Source organism: Bacteroides sp. ET71 (assembly GCF_023336905.1).
Lineage (GTDB): Bacteria > Bacteroidota > Bacteroidia > Bacteroidales > Bacteroidaceae > Bacteroides.
The window spans coordinates 16,424-34,580 of record NZ_JAMBLS010000019.1; the positions used below are offsets into that span (position 1 = coordinate 16,424).

Below are 18,157 nucleotides of genomic sequence, written 5' to 3' on the forward strand. Positions count from 1 at the left end.
TTTAGCCTTCAGCAGTAAGAAAAACTTTTCCTTTGCCTTACCTTTGGAGCATCAAAATAAGATAATAAGAAACATCTATGCGAAAAAAAAGAATCATGGCCGCCCTATGCGGATGCTGCCTTGCACTGGCCAGTCAAGCCCAGCAGGCAACGTATGAATTGGTTTGGGAAGATCATTTTGACGGAAGCACTTTCAATGAAGCATATTGGAGCAAGATTCCCCGGGGAAAGGCAAACTGGAACCGCCACATGTCCAACGCTAATACGCTATATGCCCTGAAAGATGGGAACCTGATATTGCGTGGCATCTGCAACAACGGGGCGTTGCCTCAAGACACGGCACGCTACCTCACCGGAGGGCTGTACACCAAGGGAAAGCTTAACGTAAGGCATGGCAAAGTGGAAGTACGTGCCAGGCTGGGCCGGGCACAAGGGGCTTGGCCTGCCATCTGGATGCTGCCTGAAAACGCCAAGTGGCCCGACGGGGGAGAAATAGACATCATGGAACATTTAAACCATGACGACTTCGTTTACCAGACCGTGCACTCCCATTATACCTATATATTGAAGAATGACAGTATCCCTCCCCACGAAGGAACCGGAACTATCAACCGAGACGATTACAACACTTATGCGGTAGAAATCCTGCCGGACAGCCTGGTATTCTCTATCAATGGGGAAAAGACGTTCACTTATCCGCGTATTGAGACGGAGCAACCGGGGCAGTATCCTTTCGGCACGCCCTATTACCTGCTGGTGGACATGCAGATAGAAGGCCCGTGGGTGGGGAAAGCCCGTCCTGAGGAGCTGCCTGTGGAGATGTCGGTAGACTGGGTAAAAGTGTACCGGTTGCGTGAATGAACACCCAAAAGGCGCGGACTACGCAGAGGCCCGCACAAGAATGATGCCCATACAGGCACATCCGGGACACATCTGCGCAATCCGCGCCTTCCTTCACTGCACAAGAATCACTTATACTCCTGCCAGCTCTTGATGGCTATGTCTTCCGGCTTGAGGTTGCAGAAGGCCTCGATGAAGGCACCGGCCAGGCGGGCGTTGGTGATGAGGGGTATGTTGTGGTCGATGGCTGCACGGCGTATCTTGTAGCCATTGGTCAGCTCACGCTTCGTGTGATTCTTGGGGATATTCACGATGAGGTCGAAGGCGTGGTTGGCAATCATGCGCATCACGTTGTTCTCGGCATCGGGCTTCTCGTCGGGCCAGTAGACGGGTGTCGTCTCCACGCCGTGGGCGTTGAGGAAGGCCGAGGTGCCGGCGGTGGCATAAATCTTATAGCCTTTGGCGTGCAGCATGCGGCTGGCGTCGAGCAAGTCGACCTTGGACTTCATGGCACCGCTGGAGAACATCACGCCCTTCTCCGGCTGGGGAATCTTGAAGCCAACGGCTATCATGGCATTCAACAGTGCTTCGTCGAAGCTGTCGCCCAGGCATCCTACCTCGCCCGTGCTGGACATGTCTACGCCGAGGACGGGGTCTGCTTTGTGCAGGCGAGAGAAGGAGAACTGGCTGGCCTTGACGCCTATCCAGTCGATGTCGTAAGCCGACTTGTCGGGACGGGTATAGGGAGCGTCGAGCATGATGCGGGTGGCCGTCTCAATGAAGTTGCGTTTCAGCACCTTGCTGACGAAGGGGAAGGAGCGCGAGGCACGGAGGTTGCACTCAATGACCTTGACTTCGTTGTTGCGGGCCAGGTACTGTATGTTGAACGGGCCGGAGATGTTCAGCTCTTTGGCGATGCGGCGGCTGATTTGCTTGATGCGGCGTGCCGTGGCGAAGTATATCTTCTGCGCGGGAAAGACCAGGGTGGCGTCGCCGCTGTGTACGCCCGCAAACTCGATGTGCTCGGAGATGGCATATTCTACAATCTCGCCGTTCTGGGCCACGGCGTCGAACTCAATCTCCTTGGTGTTCTGGAGGAACTGCGACACGACTACGGGGTATTCCTTCGAGACCTTGGCGGCCATGCGGAGAAACTCCTCGAGTTCTTCCTCGTCGTAGCAGACGTTCATGGCGGCGCCTGACAGGACGTAGCTGGGACGCACCAGGACGGGGTAGCCCACCTTCTGGATGAAAGCCTTGACGTCGTCCAGGCTGGTCAGTTCTTGCCAGGCGGGTTGGTCGATGCCGAGCATGTCCAGCATGTGGCTGAACTTGTTGCGGTTCTCGGCACGGTCTATGCTGACGGGCGAGGTACCCAGCACGGGAACTGACTGGCGGTAGAGCTTCATGGCCAGATTGTTGGGTATCTGCCCGCCCACGGAGACGATGACACCGCGCGGCTGTTCGAGGTCGATGACGTCCAAGACGCGCTCGAAGGACAGTTCGTCGAAGTAGAGACGGTCGCACATGTCGTAGTCGGTGGAGACTGTCTCCGGGTTGTAGTTAATCATGATGGACTTGTATCCCAGCTTGCGTGCCGTCTGTACGGCATTGACACTGCACCAGTCAAACTCGACGGAGGAGCCGATGCGGTAGGCTCCGGAGCCGAGTACGACCACCGACTTCTCGTTCTTATAGTAGTTGACGTCGTAGCCGTCTGCCTCATAGGTCATGTAGAGGTAGTTGGTCAGCTCGGGATGCTCGGAGGCAACGGTGTTGATGCGCTTGACGGCGGGCAGGATGCCAAGCTCTTTGCGGCGTGCGCGGACTTGGAGATTCTCGCGCTCCATGTTTCCCTCGGGGTGGAGGACGAAGCGTGCAATCTGGAAGTCTGAGAAGCCTAAGCGCTTGGCTTGGCGCAGGACGTCGGCGGGGAGGTCTTCGATGCGGTCGTACTGGGAGAGGACTGCCTTGTAGTCTACGATGTTCTTCAGTCGCTGGATGAACCAGGGGTCTATGCGGGTGAGCTGGTATATGCGGTCGATGGTGTAGCCCTCTTCCAGCGCCTGTGCGATGGCGAAGATGCGGAGGTCGGTGGGATGGGCCAGCTCGTGGTCGAGGTCGTCGAAGGTGAGTCCCTCGTTGCCCACGAATCCGTGCATGCCTTGGCCTATCATGCGGAGGCCTTTCTGTATGATTTCTTCGAAGGAGCGGCCGATGGACATGATTTCTCCGACCGACTTCATGCTGGAGCCAATCTCGCGGCTAACGCCGACGAACTTGGTGAGGTCCCAGCGTGGGATTTTGCAGATGAGGTAGTCGAGCGAGGGGGCTACGTAGGCGGAGTTGGGGGTGCCCATCTCTCCTATCTGGTCCAGGGTGTAGCCCAGGGCTATCTTGGCGGCGACGAAGGCCAGGGGGTAGCCTGTTGCCTTGCTGGCCAAGGCGGAGGAACGTGACAGGCGTGCGTTGACCTCTATGACGCGGTAGTCGTTTGTGTCGGCGTTGAAGGCGTACTGTATGTTGCACTCGCCCACGATGCCCAGGTGGCGGACGCAGCGGCGCGACAGCTCTTGCAGGGTTTCGACCTGGTCGGGAGTGAGCGAGCAGGTGGGTGCGACGACGATGGACTCGCCGGTGTGGATGCCCAGGGGGTCGAAGTTTTCCATGGATGCGACGGTGAAGCAGTGGTCATTGGCGTCGCGTATGACCTCGAACTCTATCTCCTTCCATCCCTTCAGGCTCTCTTCGACCAGTATCTGGCGTGAGAAGGTAAAGGCGCTCTCGGCCAGGCGGAGGAAGGTTTCCTCGTCGGGGCAGATGCCACTGCCCTGGCCGCCGAGGGCGTAGGCGGAGCGCACCATGACGGGGTAGCCAATCTCCTGGGCTGCCTTCAGGGCGTCGGCCATGGTCTCTACGGCGTGGCTCTTGGGGGTCTTCATGGGGATTTCGTCGAGCTTGCGGACGAAGAGGTCGCGGTCTTCGGTGTTCATGATGGCTTCGACGGAGGTGCCCAGAACGCGCACGCCGTACTGCTGGAGGACGCCCGACTGGTAGAGTTCGGTGCCGCAGTTCAGGGCCGTTTGCCCGCCGAAGGCCAGGAGGATGCCGTCCGGGCGCTCACGTTGGATGATGCGCGTGACGAAGTATGGGGTGACGGGGAGGAAGTAGACCTGGTCGGCGATGCCTTCCGAGGTTTGGATGGTGGCGATGTTGGGGTTGACCAGCACGGACTGGATGCCTTCTTCGCGCAGGGCTTTCAGTGCCTGCGAGCCGGAGTAGTCGAACTCGCCGGCCTGCCCGATTTTGAGTGCGCCCGACCCGAGGACGAGCACTTTGCGTAGTTTTTCTTCCATAATTCTCTGGGTGTTTTTGGTTTATATCAATAGGTTCATGTATGTGCGGGTGACAAAAAATGCGCCACCCCCTCACGGGGACAGCGCATCAAAAAGGTTTGTATAATTAGAAAAGTGCAAAAAAAGAAAAAATCATATCCCACTCGTCCCAACGGGACGGTACAGTCAAGCTGTGGACAAATGTGGTTTCTATCAAACATGAATGTAGAATTGTTCGCTGCAAAGTAACGGTTTTTCTGCGGATTATGCAAGGGGTTGCCGAAAAAAATGTGGGAAAAAGTACGTCCGAAAGCTTGTTTTATCGCCAGAAAAGCCTATCTTTGTGCCAGGTCCCTGCGGGGACTGGACAATCAAATATCATTACATAACCTATCTGAACCGGCGACGGCCCTACAAGGGGTTGTGGAGGGGGCGAAGGAAAGACGCCACCTTTCCCTACCTCACCCGCCACCTTTCCCTACCTCAGACGCCACCTTTCCTTAGGAGAGACGGCGGCTCATGTAAGGACAGTTTTCGGGAATGATAATAAATTTTGACACCATGAGCTACTACATCAAGCAACAACTCAAGAGTAACGGAAAGTGGTACCCGAAGGCAAAGACCATCGGAAAACCTGTCACCACCGCCGAAGTGGCCAAGAAACTGGCCGACCTGTCGTCACTCAGCACGGGCGACGTGAAATCTGTGCTCGACCTGCTGGGCGGCGTGCTGGCGGACTTTATGAACTCCGGCCGTACCGTCAAGCTGGAAGGAGTAGGCACATTCTACTACACTGTCAACGCCGAAGGCAATGGTGTGGACACGGCCGACAAGGTCAACGCCAAGCAGATTAAAGGCACCCGCGTGCGTTTCATCCCCGAAGTGTCGCGCGGCACGAAGAGCGAAATCACCACCCGAAGCCTCGTAGGACCTGGCACGTTCTGGGAACTGCTGGACGAGAACATCCCCGCACAAGCCGTGGATGGCACCACCCCCGGCACCGGCGGCGAAGATGACGACGACTCCGGACAAGGCACGTTCGGCTGACCATCGCCCGGCCAGTGGGGGGCCGGGACACACACCCGCGGGGGGCGCCTCAATAGCGCCCCCCGCTTTTTACCCCTCCGCCTCGCGGCGCAAGCGCGTCCACAACGGCATCAGCTTCAACCCCCGCCGCACCGGCGCGTCATACAGCAGCAACAACAGCAGCAACGCCACCGACGCATACAACGCCCAGCCGTACATCTGCTTCAACCCCGCCTCGGACATCTGCCGCATGAACCCGTCCGCCACGGCACCGTCACCGACGCCCGGCACCACGCCGGCCCGGTCCACCCAGCCCGACACACGCGCCACGCCACCGGCCACCGCCCGGCGCATCCCCTCGCCCAGCAACGCCGAACCCACCACGCCGCCCGCCAGCACCGCACCATCCAGCCGCACACTCACCATCTCGGCATAACCCATCACCTCGCCCAGATACGCCTCCTCCAGCACACGCTCCGTGCTGAACAACACCTCCACCACGAAGATAAGCAACAACACAGGCACCAAGTGGCGGTACGACCACATCTCCCGCTCCACCTTCACGAAGTTACCCGTAGCATTGTCCTGGGGGATGAGCGACACAGCCGCCCCCGTAGCATCGGCAATGGCCTCCACCACCGGATGGACAAAGCGCGCACAAACATAGGCCAGGCCCGCCAACAGCAGGCATACGATAACGGTGTTATAAACAAGTTTCTTAGTCTTACGTGTCATGTCAGTCATTGTTTTTAAAGTGTATGGGTCAAGTATTTCATCTTATAATAATGGTAGATAACGTCGATACGGGCGTTCACCAGCCCCAAATCGGCGCTGAGCTTCATGTTGCTGGCGTCGAGCATATCGGTCAACAAGGCCATCTCGTTCGCATAACGGTTGCTCACCACGCTGTAATTCTCGTTGGCCAAAGCCATGCTCTTCTCCTGCGTGTGCCAGTCAGTAAAGGAGGTCAGAAAGTCCACATACCCGGCCTGCACGGCGTTCTCCACCTGCTCCTGTGCCAATTCGTGCAGCTCCTCGGCCCTCCGCACGTTCAGGCGTGCCTGCTTCAGCTTCCGGTTGTTCTTGAACAGAGCCGAGAAGTTGTAGCTCACCCCCACGCCCACATACCAGTAATGGAAGTTATTGTCCAGCACAGGCACCTCGATGGTAATGGGCCCGTCCACGTGCTCGGCCGCCACCAGGGCCACCTGCGGCAAGCGGTTGGCCCGCTCCTGTTTCACCTTCTGCCTGCCCGCCTGCACCTCTGCCGCCGACTGCCGCAGGCCCAGATGCGTCTGCGTGGCCAGCTTCTGCCAGTCCTCTTCCGCCAACGTCTGCACCTCTTTGTCCAGCAACGTGGTGTCCGGACAGATGTCGGTACCGGCAGGCAGGTGCAGCGTGGTCACCAGTTGATGGTTCACAATCTGGCGTGCATCCGTAATCCGTGCCAACTGCAACTTCAGCGTCTCCCGTTGCAACTCGTAGCGGGTGATGTCGTTTTTCAAGGCAGTACCCTGCTCATGCCTCGCCCTGACGTTGTCTATGACGCGTTCGGTCAGTTGCAGATTATGCTGCACCACCTTCTTCTGGTTATCCAGCTTGTAGAGTTCCAGATAATAACCGGCCAGCAAAAAACGCACCTCCTGGCGGTTCTTCTGCCAGTCCAGTTCGGCCAGTTCACGACCCAGCTCGGCCAGTTCAATGCCACTGCTGATGGCACCGCCCGCATAAACCACCTGCCGAGCCTCTATGACCAGGTTATTGCCGAAATGAGGCATGTCGATACGGACTCCCTGACCGAAGTCCCTGTCCCACAATCGCCCGTCGCCCAGATAAGAAGCCGACACCGAAGCCGTAATGTCGGGCAGACGCTGTGCCTTGGCCGCTTTCAGGGCTTCGTCGGCAGCCTCCTTGCCTGTCTTGTAAAGCCTGTATGCTCTTACTGTTCGTGTCAGCCAAGCGAAACATTTCTTCCATGCCCATCGTACGTTGCTGGGCATACATGTAGTAGCTGCATAGTGCCGCACTGCACAGCACTATGAGCCTGTTCTTTTTGCTCATACTAAAATAAGGATTAAGGATTAGATACTGTTGTACACAAGCTTTCCACCGAAAGCCATGCGACAATCAATCGGATATAGCAGGAATGGAAGAGGGATGTTTAAATCTGAGCGCACGCACCCCAGGCATGGAAGAAGTGAATCTTGTTCTTGTAGATAGCAGACTTGCTGTAAGATAATTCTTTCATACGGCTCATATAACTGTTGATTTCGGGCGCAAAGGTAGGAAATGAAAGCATAAGTTGTAACCCGGCAAGGCTCATCTTTTCTGTTTCTTTAACACAGAAAGGCCGCCTGCAAGCACCTTTTCCGGGTGTATGTGCAGGCAGCCTCTTTCCGTTTATATGCCTAAAGGGATGCTCAGAAGAGCTTGTCGGGATATTCGCCGGACTCTACCAGCGCCTTAATCTTGGCCACCACAGCCGGACGGTCTTCGGGATAAGTGACGCCGAACCACTTGCTGGTGGTGTCGAGCACTTCGACCGTAGCCGTCCCCTCTTTGATAAGTTTGTCCACCATGAGCGGGATGAAGAACTCGCTCTTCAGGTTCTCCATGTTCTTCGGGTCGGCCAGGAAGCCCCGGAAGTAATCGGCACTGTAAGCGAAATAGTCGGGCGTGAAACCCCAGAAGTTCATGCTGACAGGCGTGGTTTCCGGAGTGGCCACCCATTGGTCGTCATCATCCATGTACTTCACCTCGCCGTCCATGCGCTGAATCTTTGTACGCTCCACAACCGAAGTCAGCATACGCTTCTCGTCCGTTCCACAGATACCGCGCGACACCGTTCCGCTCTCACTCAGCGTATTGCCCACACGGAATCCCACCATGGCATACGTATTCTTCGAGCCTTCGGGCAAGGCAGAGAGGAAACGTCCCATCACCTGGAACGAATCGCGGCCATAGAAATCGTCGCAGTTGATAACGGCAAACGGTTCATGGATGACCGGCTCGCCCATCAACACGGCATGGTTCGTGCCCCAAGGTTTCGTCCGGCCTTCGGGACAGGTGAAGCCTTCGGGCAGGGCATCGAGCGACTGAAACACCAGCTCGCAAGGGATATGCCCCTCGTATTTGGAGATGATTTTATCCCGGAAGTCTTTCTCAAAGTCCTTGCGGATAACAAAGACCAGCTTGCCGAATCCGGCGTGAATAGCGTCGTAAATAGAGTAATCCATGATAGTCTCGCCGTTGGGGCCCAGGCCGTCCAACTGCTTCAGACCGCCGTAGCGGCTGCCCATGCCGGCAGCCAGCAGGAATAGAGTAGGTTTCATTGCAGTAAAATTAATAGTTTATAATGATATTCATAGCTGTATTGCTTGTCATGCAGGGACGGTTTGCCCGATAGCCCCGTGCAAATGTACAAAATAATTATATACGCGATACTCAATCCCGGGAAAAAGACTCAGAAAGGATATCCGATGGCGAAGTGCAGCGCGGTGCCGTCCATGAAGTTGCGCACATTGTAATATCCCGACTTGCCCGTGTCGTAAGGTTCGTGCAAAGCAATGCCCCAATCGAGGCGGAACACCAGGAAACCCAGGTCGTAACGCACACCGACACCCGTGCCCAAAGCAATCTGCCGGGGAAAGTCCTTCCAGCGAAATTCGCCTCCGGGGCGGGCGGGGTCGTTACGCATCAGCCACACGTTGCCTGCATCGAGGAACACCGCTCCGTGCAGGTCGCTGATGATGCGGAAGCGATACTCCAGATTGGCCTCGAAACGGATATCTCCCACGTGGTTGATGAAGGAATAAGTATCGTTCTCGTCGGCCGGATAGCCTCCCGGACCGATGTTGCGCGCGGCAAAGGCGCGCACGCTGTTGGCACCGCCGATATAGAATTGTTCGGTATAGGGTGCCGTCGTGGCATTGCCATACGACCAGATGGCTCCTAAAGCCAGGCGTGAAGCCAAAGATTGGTTACGGTCTATACGCATGTTGTAACGCAACTCCGTGTTCAGTTTCAAGAACTGCGCGAAGGGGACTCCCAGCAACGTCTTTCCCTGTTCTTTAAAGTCCTGCCCCAACATGCGGTAAATCACGGAAGTGAAATTGCCTGCCGAAGTCACCGTGGTCTGCCACCACAGGGGATTGCGCTTGCGGGGCAACGAGCTGTTGTCGAAAGTGTACGTGTACTCCATAGCCGGAATGAACTGGTTACGCAAGCTGACATAGAGCGCAGGGTTCTCTTCCTGCAATTGCTGGAACTCGGCAGTAGGGTCACGAAGGACGTTGAACGTCAAGCGGAAAGGCGTAAAGCTATGTTTAGAGGTGGGCCGGGGCTGAAAGTCATAAGTGGCATTGCCGCCAAAGGCCAGAAGCTTATAGTAGCGTGCCCGGCTCATCTGGTCGACGTAAAGGCGGAAAGTCGTCGTGGCCGGAAAGTCGTACTCATTCCGCCCCATCGTAGGGAAGACTACGCGCGGAAACACCAACGAAGTGGCAAGGCCCAGTTCGTAGCTGTTCATGGCCGAAGAGCGGTCTTTTCCCGTCTGCCATTCATAAGAGCCTTTTAGCTCGACGTTCCACTTCTCGCCTCCGCCGAAGATGTTGTTTTTCGTCAGAGTAAATACAGCACCCGGCCCGGTCTGATTGTTGCTTTTCATCTTGATGTTGAAGTCCAGCTCGGCATCATAGGGTTTGTCCAACGAAGCGATGACACGAACGTCCAGCGTGTCCGACACGAAAGCCGAGTCTCGCGGAAGATACTGCATCTCCGTATAACTGAAGATACCCACGTTGGCCAGTCGCTCTTGCACACGCGTCTGCCGGTAAAGGCTGTAAAGCGAAGCTGCCGAACGGCGGCGGTCGATTCCCGCACTGTCTTCCACCTGACGTTTGTAGCGGAAGTTCTGGTAGTCCATCCAGCGGTACAGCATGTTGGGGCGCACACGAAGCTTATCGTGGTAGTAGATGGTCAGGTCTTTGTATTTCAGGCTGTCGTCGGGCGCCTCACCATTCTTGCCCAACAGGTAGAACGATTTCCGCCCCAACCGGAAGGGCTTCTCGGCCACGGCGGGCATACCGGCCACAGGCACCAGGCGCAACGAAACATGTCCCGGCACTTGCGTCGTATCGGCCTGGTAGGTCAGGTAATCGGGACGGAAGTAATAGCAGCCTACGTTGCGCAACAGGTTGCTCAGGCGGGTACGCTCGCCATCCAAATCGGGCACGTTGAACTGTTCGCCGGAACTGATAAGTGAACGCCGGCGGCTTAACCGCATGATGCCCAAGGTGCGAGGCGAGAAACCCCGATAGTCCACCGTATCGATGAAGAACGGTTCGCCCATGTGGACTGCATACTGCACGCGGGCCTTGAGCGAGTCTTTCTTCGAAGGAAAGATTTCGTAGTCCACCGTGCCACGCAGATAACCGTAATCGTGCAGCAGGTTGGTGGCTGCCTGGGTGCGTATGTCGGGATTGACAGTCGAAAGCAATACGGGGTCGGCTGCAAAGCGGTTGAAAATCCACCGCCCCAAGCCTTTCTCATATTTCTGGAAGCCATTGTAGACCCACAGTCCTACGGGGAACGGTATGCGCACTGATGTGCTGCCCAGCAACGAATTATTGGGAGCCTTGGCCAAGGCAGCCTCGACTTCTTCCAGAGCAGTTTCGCCCACGGATGTCGGTTGCGGATTGTCCACCAGCGTCGGCCGCTGGCCGATGTAGAGTACCTCGCCTTCCGGCAAGTTTCTGGTGGTGGAACAAGACACCCACAGAAGGCTGCATATTATTATGAAGAAGTGCCGCAACCGTCGGCCCCCAATACTGTGTTTCATACGCAATGAGTGATTATATGTAATTGTTTCATTCGTGAGGCTCTGCCCTTCATCGCCGCTTTCCTTCTTCCGAACGACGGGGAGGGCTTTCTCCCAGACCGGCCGAGGGCGTTGCGGACAAGAAGGAAAAGCGTCTGCCACGTCGGTCGAAGCTCGTGTGCGGCTATTGGGACGACGCCTTCTCTTCCCCAGGCGGAACCGGACGTTTCCGCCGGAAGATGAAAAGTTCACCCAACCGGTCCATCTTGCGCCTCAACACCAGGCCGAGCCCCGTCTCTGTGATTTCACCGTCCAACACGCTTTCGTAATTCTTATTGTGGAACACCCGGATATAGCGGGTGCCCGAATTGTCCAACCGATACTCCAGAGATATGTTGTCGATGAACGATTCTGCCGAATTTGTGGCATTGGCCCCGGTCGACACCTTGCCGCCTATGACCACTTGGAAACGGTCGTTGAAGAAACGCTGCGAGTAGCGGAAACTATAATCCGTCTGCGTAGCCCCTGTCTCGGCCGACGTCCGGTCTTCTACTCCCACACTGATGCTGGCCCCCTTCACCGAACCGGCCAACGCATTGATTTGACTCTGGAGCACGCTGTTCAGAGCAGCCCCCATCGAAAGGCCTCCTCCCTTTGCCCCGCTGTTCAGGTAGATACCCGTGGCCAGCATAGCGATGGCCTGCTTGCTGCGCTCCTCGGCTCCCATGGCTTGGAGCTCGTTCTGTACCGTGGCATCTTCCGGGGCGGCAATATCGAAAATCAGGTCGGGCGACTCCAGTTGTCCTTTGATGCCGATACTGACATCAAAGTTGACCATGCGCGTGGCATCATCTTCCCCACCTACCGAGGCACGCACACGCTCCGTCGCCGTCAGGTCCAGCGCCGGGTTCATCAGGTCTCCCCGCCAATCGACATAGCTGCCCGTATTGAAGTTGAAGGCCTTCAGCGGAATGATGGGCAGCGAATATTTCATCACGCCCCCGGTCAACGTATAGCGCCCCGTCAAGTTCATGTCGCCCTGTGCCGTATACTGCAAATTCAGGTCTCCGCCTCCCTCCAGCTCGATATACTTATCGCCCGCAGGGCTCAGGTCGGCCCGCAGACGCACGGCATTGTCAATATGCACCCCCATATAAATTTCCATACCGCCCAAGGGAACAGCCGCCACCTGCAACGTATCCGTCGCTACACTGTCAGCAAAAGAAGTGAATGTCACCAACCCGCTCAAACGGTCTTCTACCGTCAAGGGAGAATCTGTCAGCACATAGGTCACGTTCGTATTCCCCAACAAGCTCATGTTTCCCCGCATGGTCAAGGCGTCCAACGGGCCACGAATCGAAGCATCCATGTCTACAAAGACCTTACCATACACCAGACTCTCCCGCGTATGCGGTGCATCCAGCAAATTGTAGTTGACAGCCCGCAACGTCAGGTTGGCCGTCGGCCGATCCAAATGAGCGAAGCTGACCGAACCGTCAATGACAAACGGATTGCGGCTGGTAGTAAAGAGAGAGAATTTGTCGAAAGACAACGTATTGCCCGCAATCGTCACAGGACGACCGTCGAAATAATAACGCGCACCCAACTGACGGACAAAGACCGAGGCCGTGTCCAACTGGATACTGCCTTGCAAATCGGGCTTCTCCGTCGAACCCCGCAAAGCAATCTCTCCATTCAGATGTCCTTTCAGAGTGACCATGCCGTCCGGGACGAAAGCATTAGCCACCTCCAATGGCAAACGTTCAAACGAAGCATCCAATGCAAAAGCGTCGGTGCCTTGCGCATCTCCCAAGCGTCCTTCCACCGTAGCCACCTGGCGGTCGTCGCAAGCCAGGTATGCGCTAAGGAAGTGGCTTTCTCCCGAATCGGGCAACCAAGTGACACCCGCACCCAAGTCACCCACAGGCCTTCCTTCATAAGTCAGCGAATCAATGTCCGCCTCTGCCGCCACCTGAAAAGCATCGGCAGTCTGTATATAGTTCCCTTCCACCGTGAAAAGGCCTGTCAACTGTGGCAGATAAGGAAGCACTTCACTCAACTCACTCAGCCGGAAGCGGCTCAGCTCCACGTTTACGTTTTGCAAGGAAACGGTGTCACTCACATCAGACTGCATGCGAAAGCCCATCCCATCTCCTCCTTGCATATCGATATTGGCGTAAACACGCATGTTCTTATGCAAATACAAGCTGTTCCGTCCTTCCGTAAAATAGAACTTACGATAGGCAATAACCGGTTCTTCAGGCGTCAACCGGAGCAAGACACCATTACCTTTCCCGTTTCCCTCTGTCAAAGGCCGGGCATTGACTCCAAGCAAGACGCCGGTGCGTCCCTCAGCATCGGTAAAGTTCAGGGTCAGTTCTGCGTCTTCGTTACGGATTTCACCGGTCACTGTACTGCGAAACGTAAAATGAGGATTGCGCGGGCCGTTAATAACGCCTCCTTGCAACCTCATTCGCGTAGTATCCTGGTGGGCAGCAAAAAAGATTGTATCCAGTTGCAAAGAATCCGTTCTCAAACCTTCAAGCGCCGCCCGCCCGTTAATACCCCATTCGGGAGTAAGGCCAAATTGCAACCTGAGGTGGTTAAAAGTAGTACCCTGAGAAGCCAGATAATAACCGATAGGATTGTTGCGGCCGGCCGTCAACTGCATGCCTGCCGACGGCAATACCCGACGCAAAGCAGCATGATCCAGGCGACGGAGTTCCCACTGTTGCATCAGTAAGGTCATAAATTCGTCAGATTTCTCCAACAAATGCTTCAAGGTGCTTTGAGCCTTAAAGTCAAAGTCCAAATCTCCAGCCCCGATGTGCAGTTTGATGGAATCACGCCGCGCCTCAGCCCTCAAGCCCAGTTCCAACGGATGCCCCAACGGCGCAGGAAGAATCCCAAGACTGTGCAAGTCCGCATCTTTCAAATCCAAAGCCAACTGCCCGTCCATATATGGTCGATTCAGGTGCAAGCCGCCATCTAAATGCATGCGGAGAAGAGAATTGTCACTATTCAATTTGACCGTAGCCCACGAACGCTTCAAAGCAGCTTGCAAAGCAATGCCAGACAAATTCCAACTACCATATTGTAATTGTTTAAGGGACATGTCCACATGAGCCGACGTATGCGGAGAAGAGAAGTCTAAGCCTTGCCCCCGTGCCAAAAGCGTAGCCGAGAACTCATAAAGAGAATCTTTAGGCAAAAAATGATGCAATTGCAAAGAATCTGCCTGCAAATCTATCCGATAGCGTTCCTCAGCCAAATCATAGTCGGCATTCAGGTTTAGTCGCCCTTTCCGTTCCCGCAAATCAAGGAAGGCAGTACAGTCATTACCCTTCATAGAAAGCCGCGCATCCAGACGCATACTGTCCGGAATGACCAGCGAGCCATCCGGTGTGACACCTCCCAAGGCGGTCAGGAAATTCAAATCGCGCGTCTGCATATCCAAATCCACGTTGATGCTACGAGCCAGACTATCCGTCAGGTTCCAAAGTTCCCCTCCTGCACTCATCGAGAAAGCGCCCGGCAAGTCGATGGTAAAGCGGCTAATCTGCATCTGTCGGAGATTTCCCACTGTCCCTGCATGAACAACCAATGGATGAGCAGGATAAGCTTCCTTGAAACTATCTGGCAAGCCCCCGGCCAACAACAAGACATCTTGTTTGCCTATACGAGCATCAAGGCGAGCAGTAAGCCGCCCCGTAGTAGGAATATCAATAAGTTCCCAGTAGGTTTGTGCCGAGAGGTCTATTTCACTGTGAGGTGTTGACAAACGTAGTGAAGGAATACGTATCTGAGTAGAATCGGCCACAAGTCGACCGGATAAAGAAGTAATATTCAACCCTGAATGTTCGTTCAAAGAAAACTCACGAATAACAGCACTCATCTTACGCCCTGCGTAACGCATAGAATCAATGCCAATATTCAAGTCACGCAGAGCAATGTGTTGAGGGTCGAAACCAGCGGCAATGGAAGACAAGGTATCAGTGGGCCCACTGTCATAAGTCAACGAAGTTCCAGACAAGCGGAACAATTCACAGGCATATGCTTGCCGCCCAAGGTCGGCACGAGCTTCTTCAATACGAGCTTCCCGCAAACGAGCGGAAAGGGAAAGTGTGTCCAACGGCATATTTAAATCCACGGAGACGTCTTTCAACCGGAGCGTATGAAGTAACAGTTTCCAACGGACAGCGGTCGAAGTGGTGTCTGGCACAGTAGCTGTAGTATCTGATAGGGACAAAGAGAGGCGGGTATCTTCCAGTTCCACATTATTCAATATCACACACTCATCACCCAAGTCTATGCCATGACTGCGCAGGAAAAAACGTCCTAACGTACCGTCCAATCTCATTCCTTCTAAAAGATTGGAAGAATGGACTGTGGCATTCCGCAGTAATATACCGTCGACCTCTACTTGTCCACGCAGCAATGGCCAAGCCTGCACGCGCACACTCAGACTCCCTAAAGTAAGCAATGTATCAGAATGTTGTTCATCAACAGGCTGTGATACTTGCACGCCACGCACTAACAGATTCAATGGGAAACGTAAATCTATACGCTGGACAGAAATATCCATACCGCTAGCTTCTCCGGCTAAGGTGGTTGCCTTCTGGCGAATAAAATCCTGTACAGATGGCACATAAAGCAATGCCATCAGCAGAAGAAACAGCGCAGGTGGCGTCAACAACACCCACAGAGTAATCCGTAACCAGAGTCTTTTCTTCACAACAATTTCTTCGGCCATACGTCGTACGCGTTAACAGTACACAAAGTAAGCAATTATTTTCCGGAAATAGCATGTCCAGAAGGCAGAAAAACTATCTGTTCCAACTGCTGCAGTGCTGTTTCTATTTCGCTTAAAGCTTGCGTGGCTGTTATTTGCAGGCTTTCTTCCCACAAGAGATTGGCAGAAGCCTCCAATTGCCTCAACAACGCAACCAAAGTCGTAGCACCTATCAAAGTGAAAAGGGGAAGCATTTTATGAGCCACAGCAGCCAATGCTCCAACATCTTCTTCTTCCAACGCACGACGGATACGTTCGGCATTGAGACGGGTCTCGTCAGCAAAGGTACGAAGTATAGACTGAGCTTCTTTCGGGTCATCTGTCGAAAAAGCCGTAAGAGCCGAGAAGTCTAACTGTCCCAAACGTTCCAGCTCTTCCATAAGTTCTTGCACACTGAAGGGTTTATGCAAGCATCCCGTAAATCCATACGAGCTAAACTCACTTCGTTGCATATCACTGCGTGCCGTAATAGCAATGACAGGAATGGTTCGCGCCTGGGGGATGTTCGAAGCACGCAAAAGTTGCAGAAGTTCGAAACCGTTGAGAGCAGGCATTTGCACATCAGTCAACAAAGCATCGAAATGAGTGGTACGCAAAGCATCCAGTAAGTCATCTATCTGCAAACAAGCAACAGTTTCAATTCCTTTCTGTTCCAACATCGCTGTCGTTAATGACAATTGGATTCGGTCATCATCTATCAGCAGCAGACGACGGGAGTGGACAGATGCATTGGACGAAACATCGCACAAAGCAGGGGAAGTATCGGGAGCTACGTCAGAAGAAACAGGTATCGCTTCCGCAGTATATGACATAGGTATGCGTACGGTAAAGGAACTTCCCTTTCCTAACGTACTTTCTACTTCGATAGTTCCTCCCAATAGCTGTACCAGCATCTTAACGATAGATAATCCCAGGCCGAAACCTTCTTCCCCTTGAGCACCAGGCAGACGGGTGAATTCATGAAAGATGCGTTCACGGTCGGCTGGTTCCATGCCACGTCCCGTATCAGAAACGACCAGTACGAGTCGGCTTTCTTCGTAGCCTGCCGTCAAAGTAATACTGCCTCTGTCGGTAAACTTGACGGCATTAGACAGGAGGTTGGTTACAATCTGCCGCAAACGTAAAGGATCGCAAACATATGTACCAGACAATTCGGGTGCCAGACGACAATTCAGTTGCAAGCCTTTTTCGACAGTAAGAGGGCGAAAACTGACACAGATATCATCGAGAAGTTCGGCCGGACAAAAGGGCACACGGTTGATGTCAGCCTTATGTTGTTCCAAGCGATGGAAGTCAAGCAAGTCTGTCACCAGTTTTAATAAATGTTGTGATGATGCGCGCATATTCTCCAAGTATGAGCGCTGTTGCCCATCCACCGTCGCTTGCCGTTCCAACAAATCGGTATAGCCAATAATGGAGCCCAAAGGCGCTTTAAAGTCATGAGTAATGGCCAGCATCATCTTCTCGCGAGTGGCCAACAAGTTTTCTGCCCGTCGGCGCGCTTCTTCCAGTTCGTTCCGGTATCGGTTACTGCGGGTGATGTCCCTCCCTATCAATAACAAGAACAAAGCCGCTAACAAGACAGCACCAACGGCAATGCCTCCCACTATCTGTGCCGACTGTAAGCGAACTTCGCGACGATAGGTAGCATCGGTCTTAGCCCGTTCCAAAGTTTTCTCTTCGTAATGCCGCAGAAGAGTATCAATACGAGCTGATAACTGAGTATTGACTTGTTGCAGACGATGCTTCCGTTTATGAATAAGGGTATTGGCTTCTCGTTCGCGTTCAACGACAGCCTTAAGGCGCGCCTGTAAAGTATCCAAAGGATTGTAGACCTCTAACAAAGTATCAGTAGCATACTCAACAGAAGTCTTCACCTGCACTGCCGAATCTTGCTTGGAGGGAACAAAGGCATCACGCAACCGCCGAAAGAATCCCCGAGAAACAACAGGCTGCGTAACGACTGTGTCTGTATAAACCACACGTCGATGCTGTACGCGCGGACGTACCACTACCGTATCGCGGCTGGTGATGATTCGCTCAGCCCATGAGGCAGAAATAAGGCTATCGTTCACTTCGGCCAACGTACGTAAGATACGGACTGTATTGGCATCTTTTTCTTTCAACAACGTCGAAAGACTATCTATCCACAAAGTACTCTGTCCTTCAGACTGCGTCAGATTGGCCATTTCACGATGGACAAAATAAAGAGAGAAGAACAACACGGCCAGCATCACCGTATAACCGACTACGACCTTGAGTTTTGATACATTATTCATAGGCGTACGTAGAAATGTATTCCGGGGCAAATATACGGAAAAAAACGAGATTGCTCTCTTGTCCGATG

General features: G+C 54.2%; 8 protein-coding genes and 1 pseudogene. 2 read left to right on the plus strand and 7 right to left on the minus strand.

Going from position 1 to position 18,157, the window contains the following annotated elements; all coding sequences use genetic code 11:
• Positions 1-77 precede the first annotated feature (77 nt).
• Positions 78-860 carry a glycoside hydrolase family 16 protein gene (locus M3090_RS10435; RefSeq protein ID WP_249055976.1) on the plus strand — a complete coding sequence of 261 codons (783 nt, stop codon included), beginning with the start codon at positions 78-80 and terminating at the stop codon, positions 858-860.
• 107 nt (positions 861-967) lie between these two features.
• Here M3090_RS10435 and carB read toward each other — a convergent pair whose 3' ends face one another.
• Positions 968-4,195, minus strand: coding sequence for a carbamoyl-phosphate synthase (glutamine-hydrolyzing) large subunit (carB, locus tag M3090_RS10440; protein ID WP_249055978.1), 3,228 nt, complete (start codon positions 4,193-4,195; stop codon positions 968-970).
• A 519-nt stretch (positions 4,196-4,714) separates the two neighbouring features.
• On the opposite strand from carB, the gene M3090_RS10445 reads away from it, so the two are divergent.
• On the plus strand, positions 4,715-5,221 hold the full coding sequence (locus tag M3090_RS10445) for an HU family DNA-binding protein (protein WP_262918910.1): 507 nt from the start codon (positions 4,715-4,717) through the stop codon (positions 5,219-5,221).
• A 69-nt stretch (positions 5,222-5,290) separates the two neighbouring features.
• Here M3090_RS10445 and M3090_RS10450 read toward each other — a convergent pair whose 3' ends face one another.
• The 6 genes and pseudogenes from M3090_RS10450 to M3090_RS10475 form a co-directional block, all read right to left on the minus strand.
• A complete protein-coding gene (locus M3090_RS10450; protein ID WP_249055980.1) occupies positions 5,291-5,935 on the minus strand; it encodes a hypothetical protein in 645 nt (214 codons plus the stop codon).
• A 14-nt stretch (positions 5,936-5,949) separates the two neighbouring features.
• A pseudogene (locus M3090_RS10455) lies at positions 5,950-7,261 on the minus strand (TolC family protein).
• Positions 7,262-7,620: 359 nt separating this feature from the next.
• Entirely contained in the window at positions 7,621-8,532 is a 912-nt protein-coding gene (locus tag M3090_RS10460; protein WP_249055984.1) for a nucleotidyltransferase, read from the minus strand.
• A 131-nt stretch (positions 8,533-8,663) separates the two neighbouring features.
• On the minus strand, positions 8,664-11,039 hold the full coding sequence (locus M3090_RS10465) for a BamA/TamA family outer membrane protein (RefSeq protein WP_249055985.1): 2,376 nt from the start codon (positions 11,037-11,039) through the stop codon (positions 8,664-8,666).
• Between the two features lie 163 nt (positions 11,040-11,202).
• Complete coding sequence (locus M3090_RS10470; protein WP_249055986.1) at positions 11,203-15,771, minus strand: translocation/assembly module TamB domain-containing protein; 4,569 nt, start codon at positions 15,769-15,771, stop codon at positions 11,203-11,205.
• Positions 15,772-15,806: 35 nt separating this feature from the next.
• The gene (locus tag M3090_RS10475; RefSeq protein WP_249055987.1) at positions 15,807-18,089 is read right to left on the minus strand and encodes a hybrid sensor histidine kinase/response regulator; all 2,283 of its coding nucleotides are present in this window, start codon (positions 18,087-18,089) and stop codon (positions 15,807-15,809) included.
• Between the last annotated feature and the right edge of the window lie 68 nt (positions 18,090-18,157).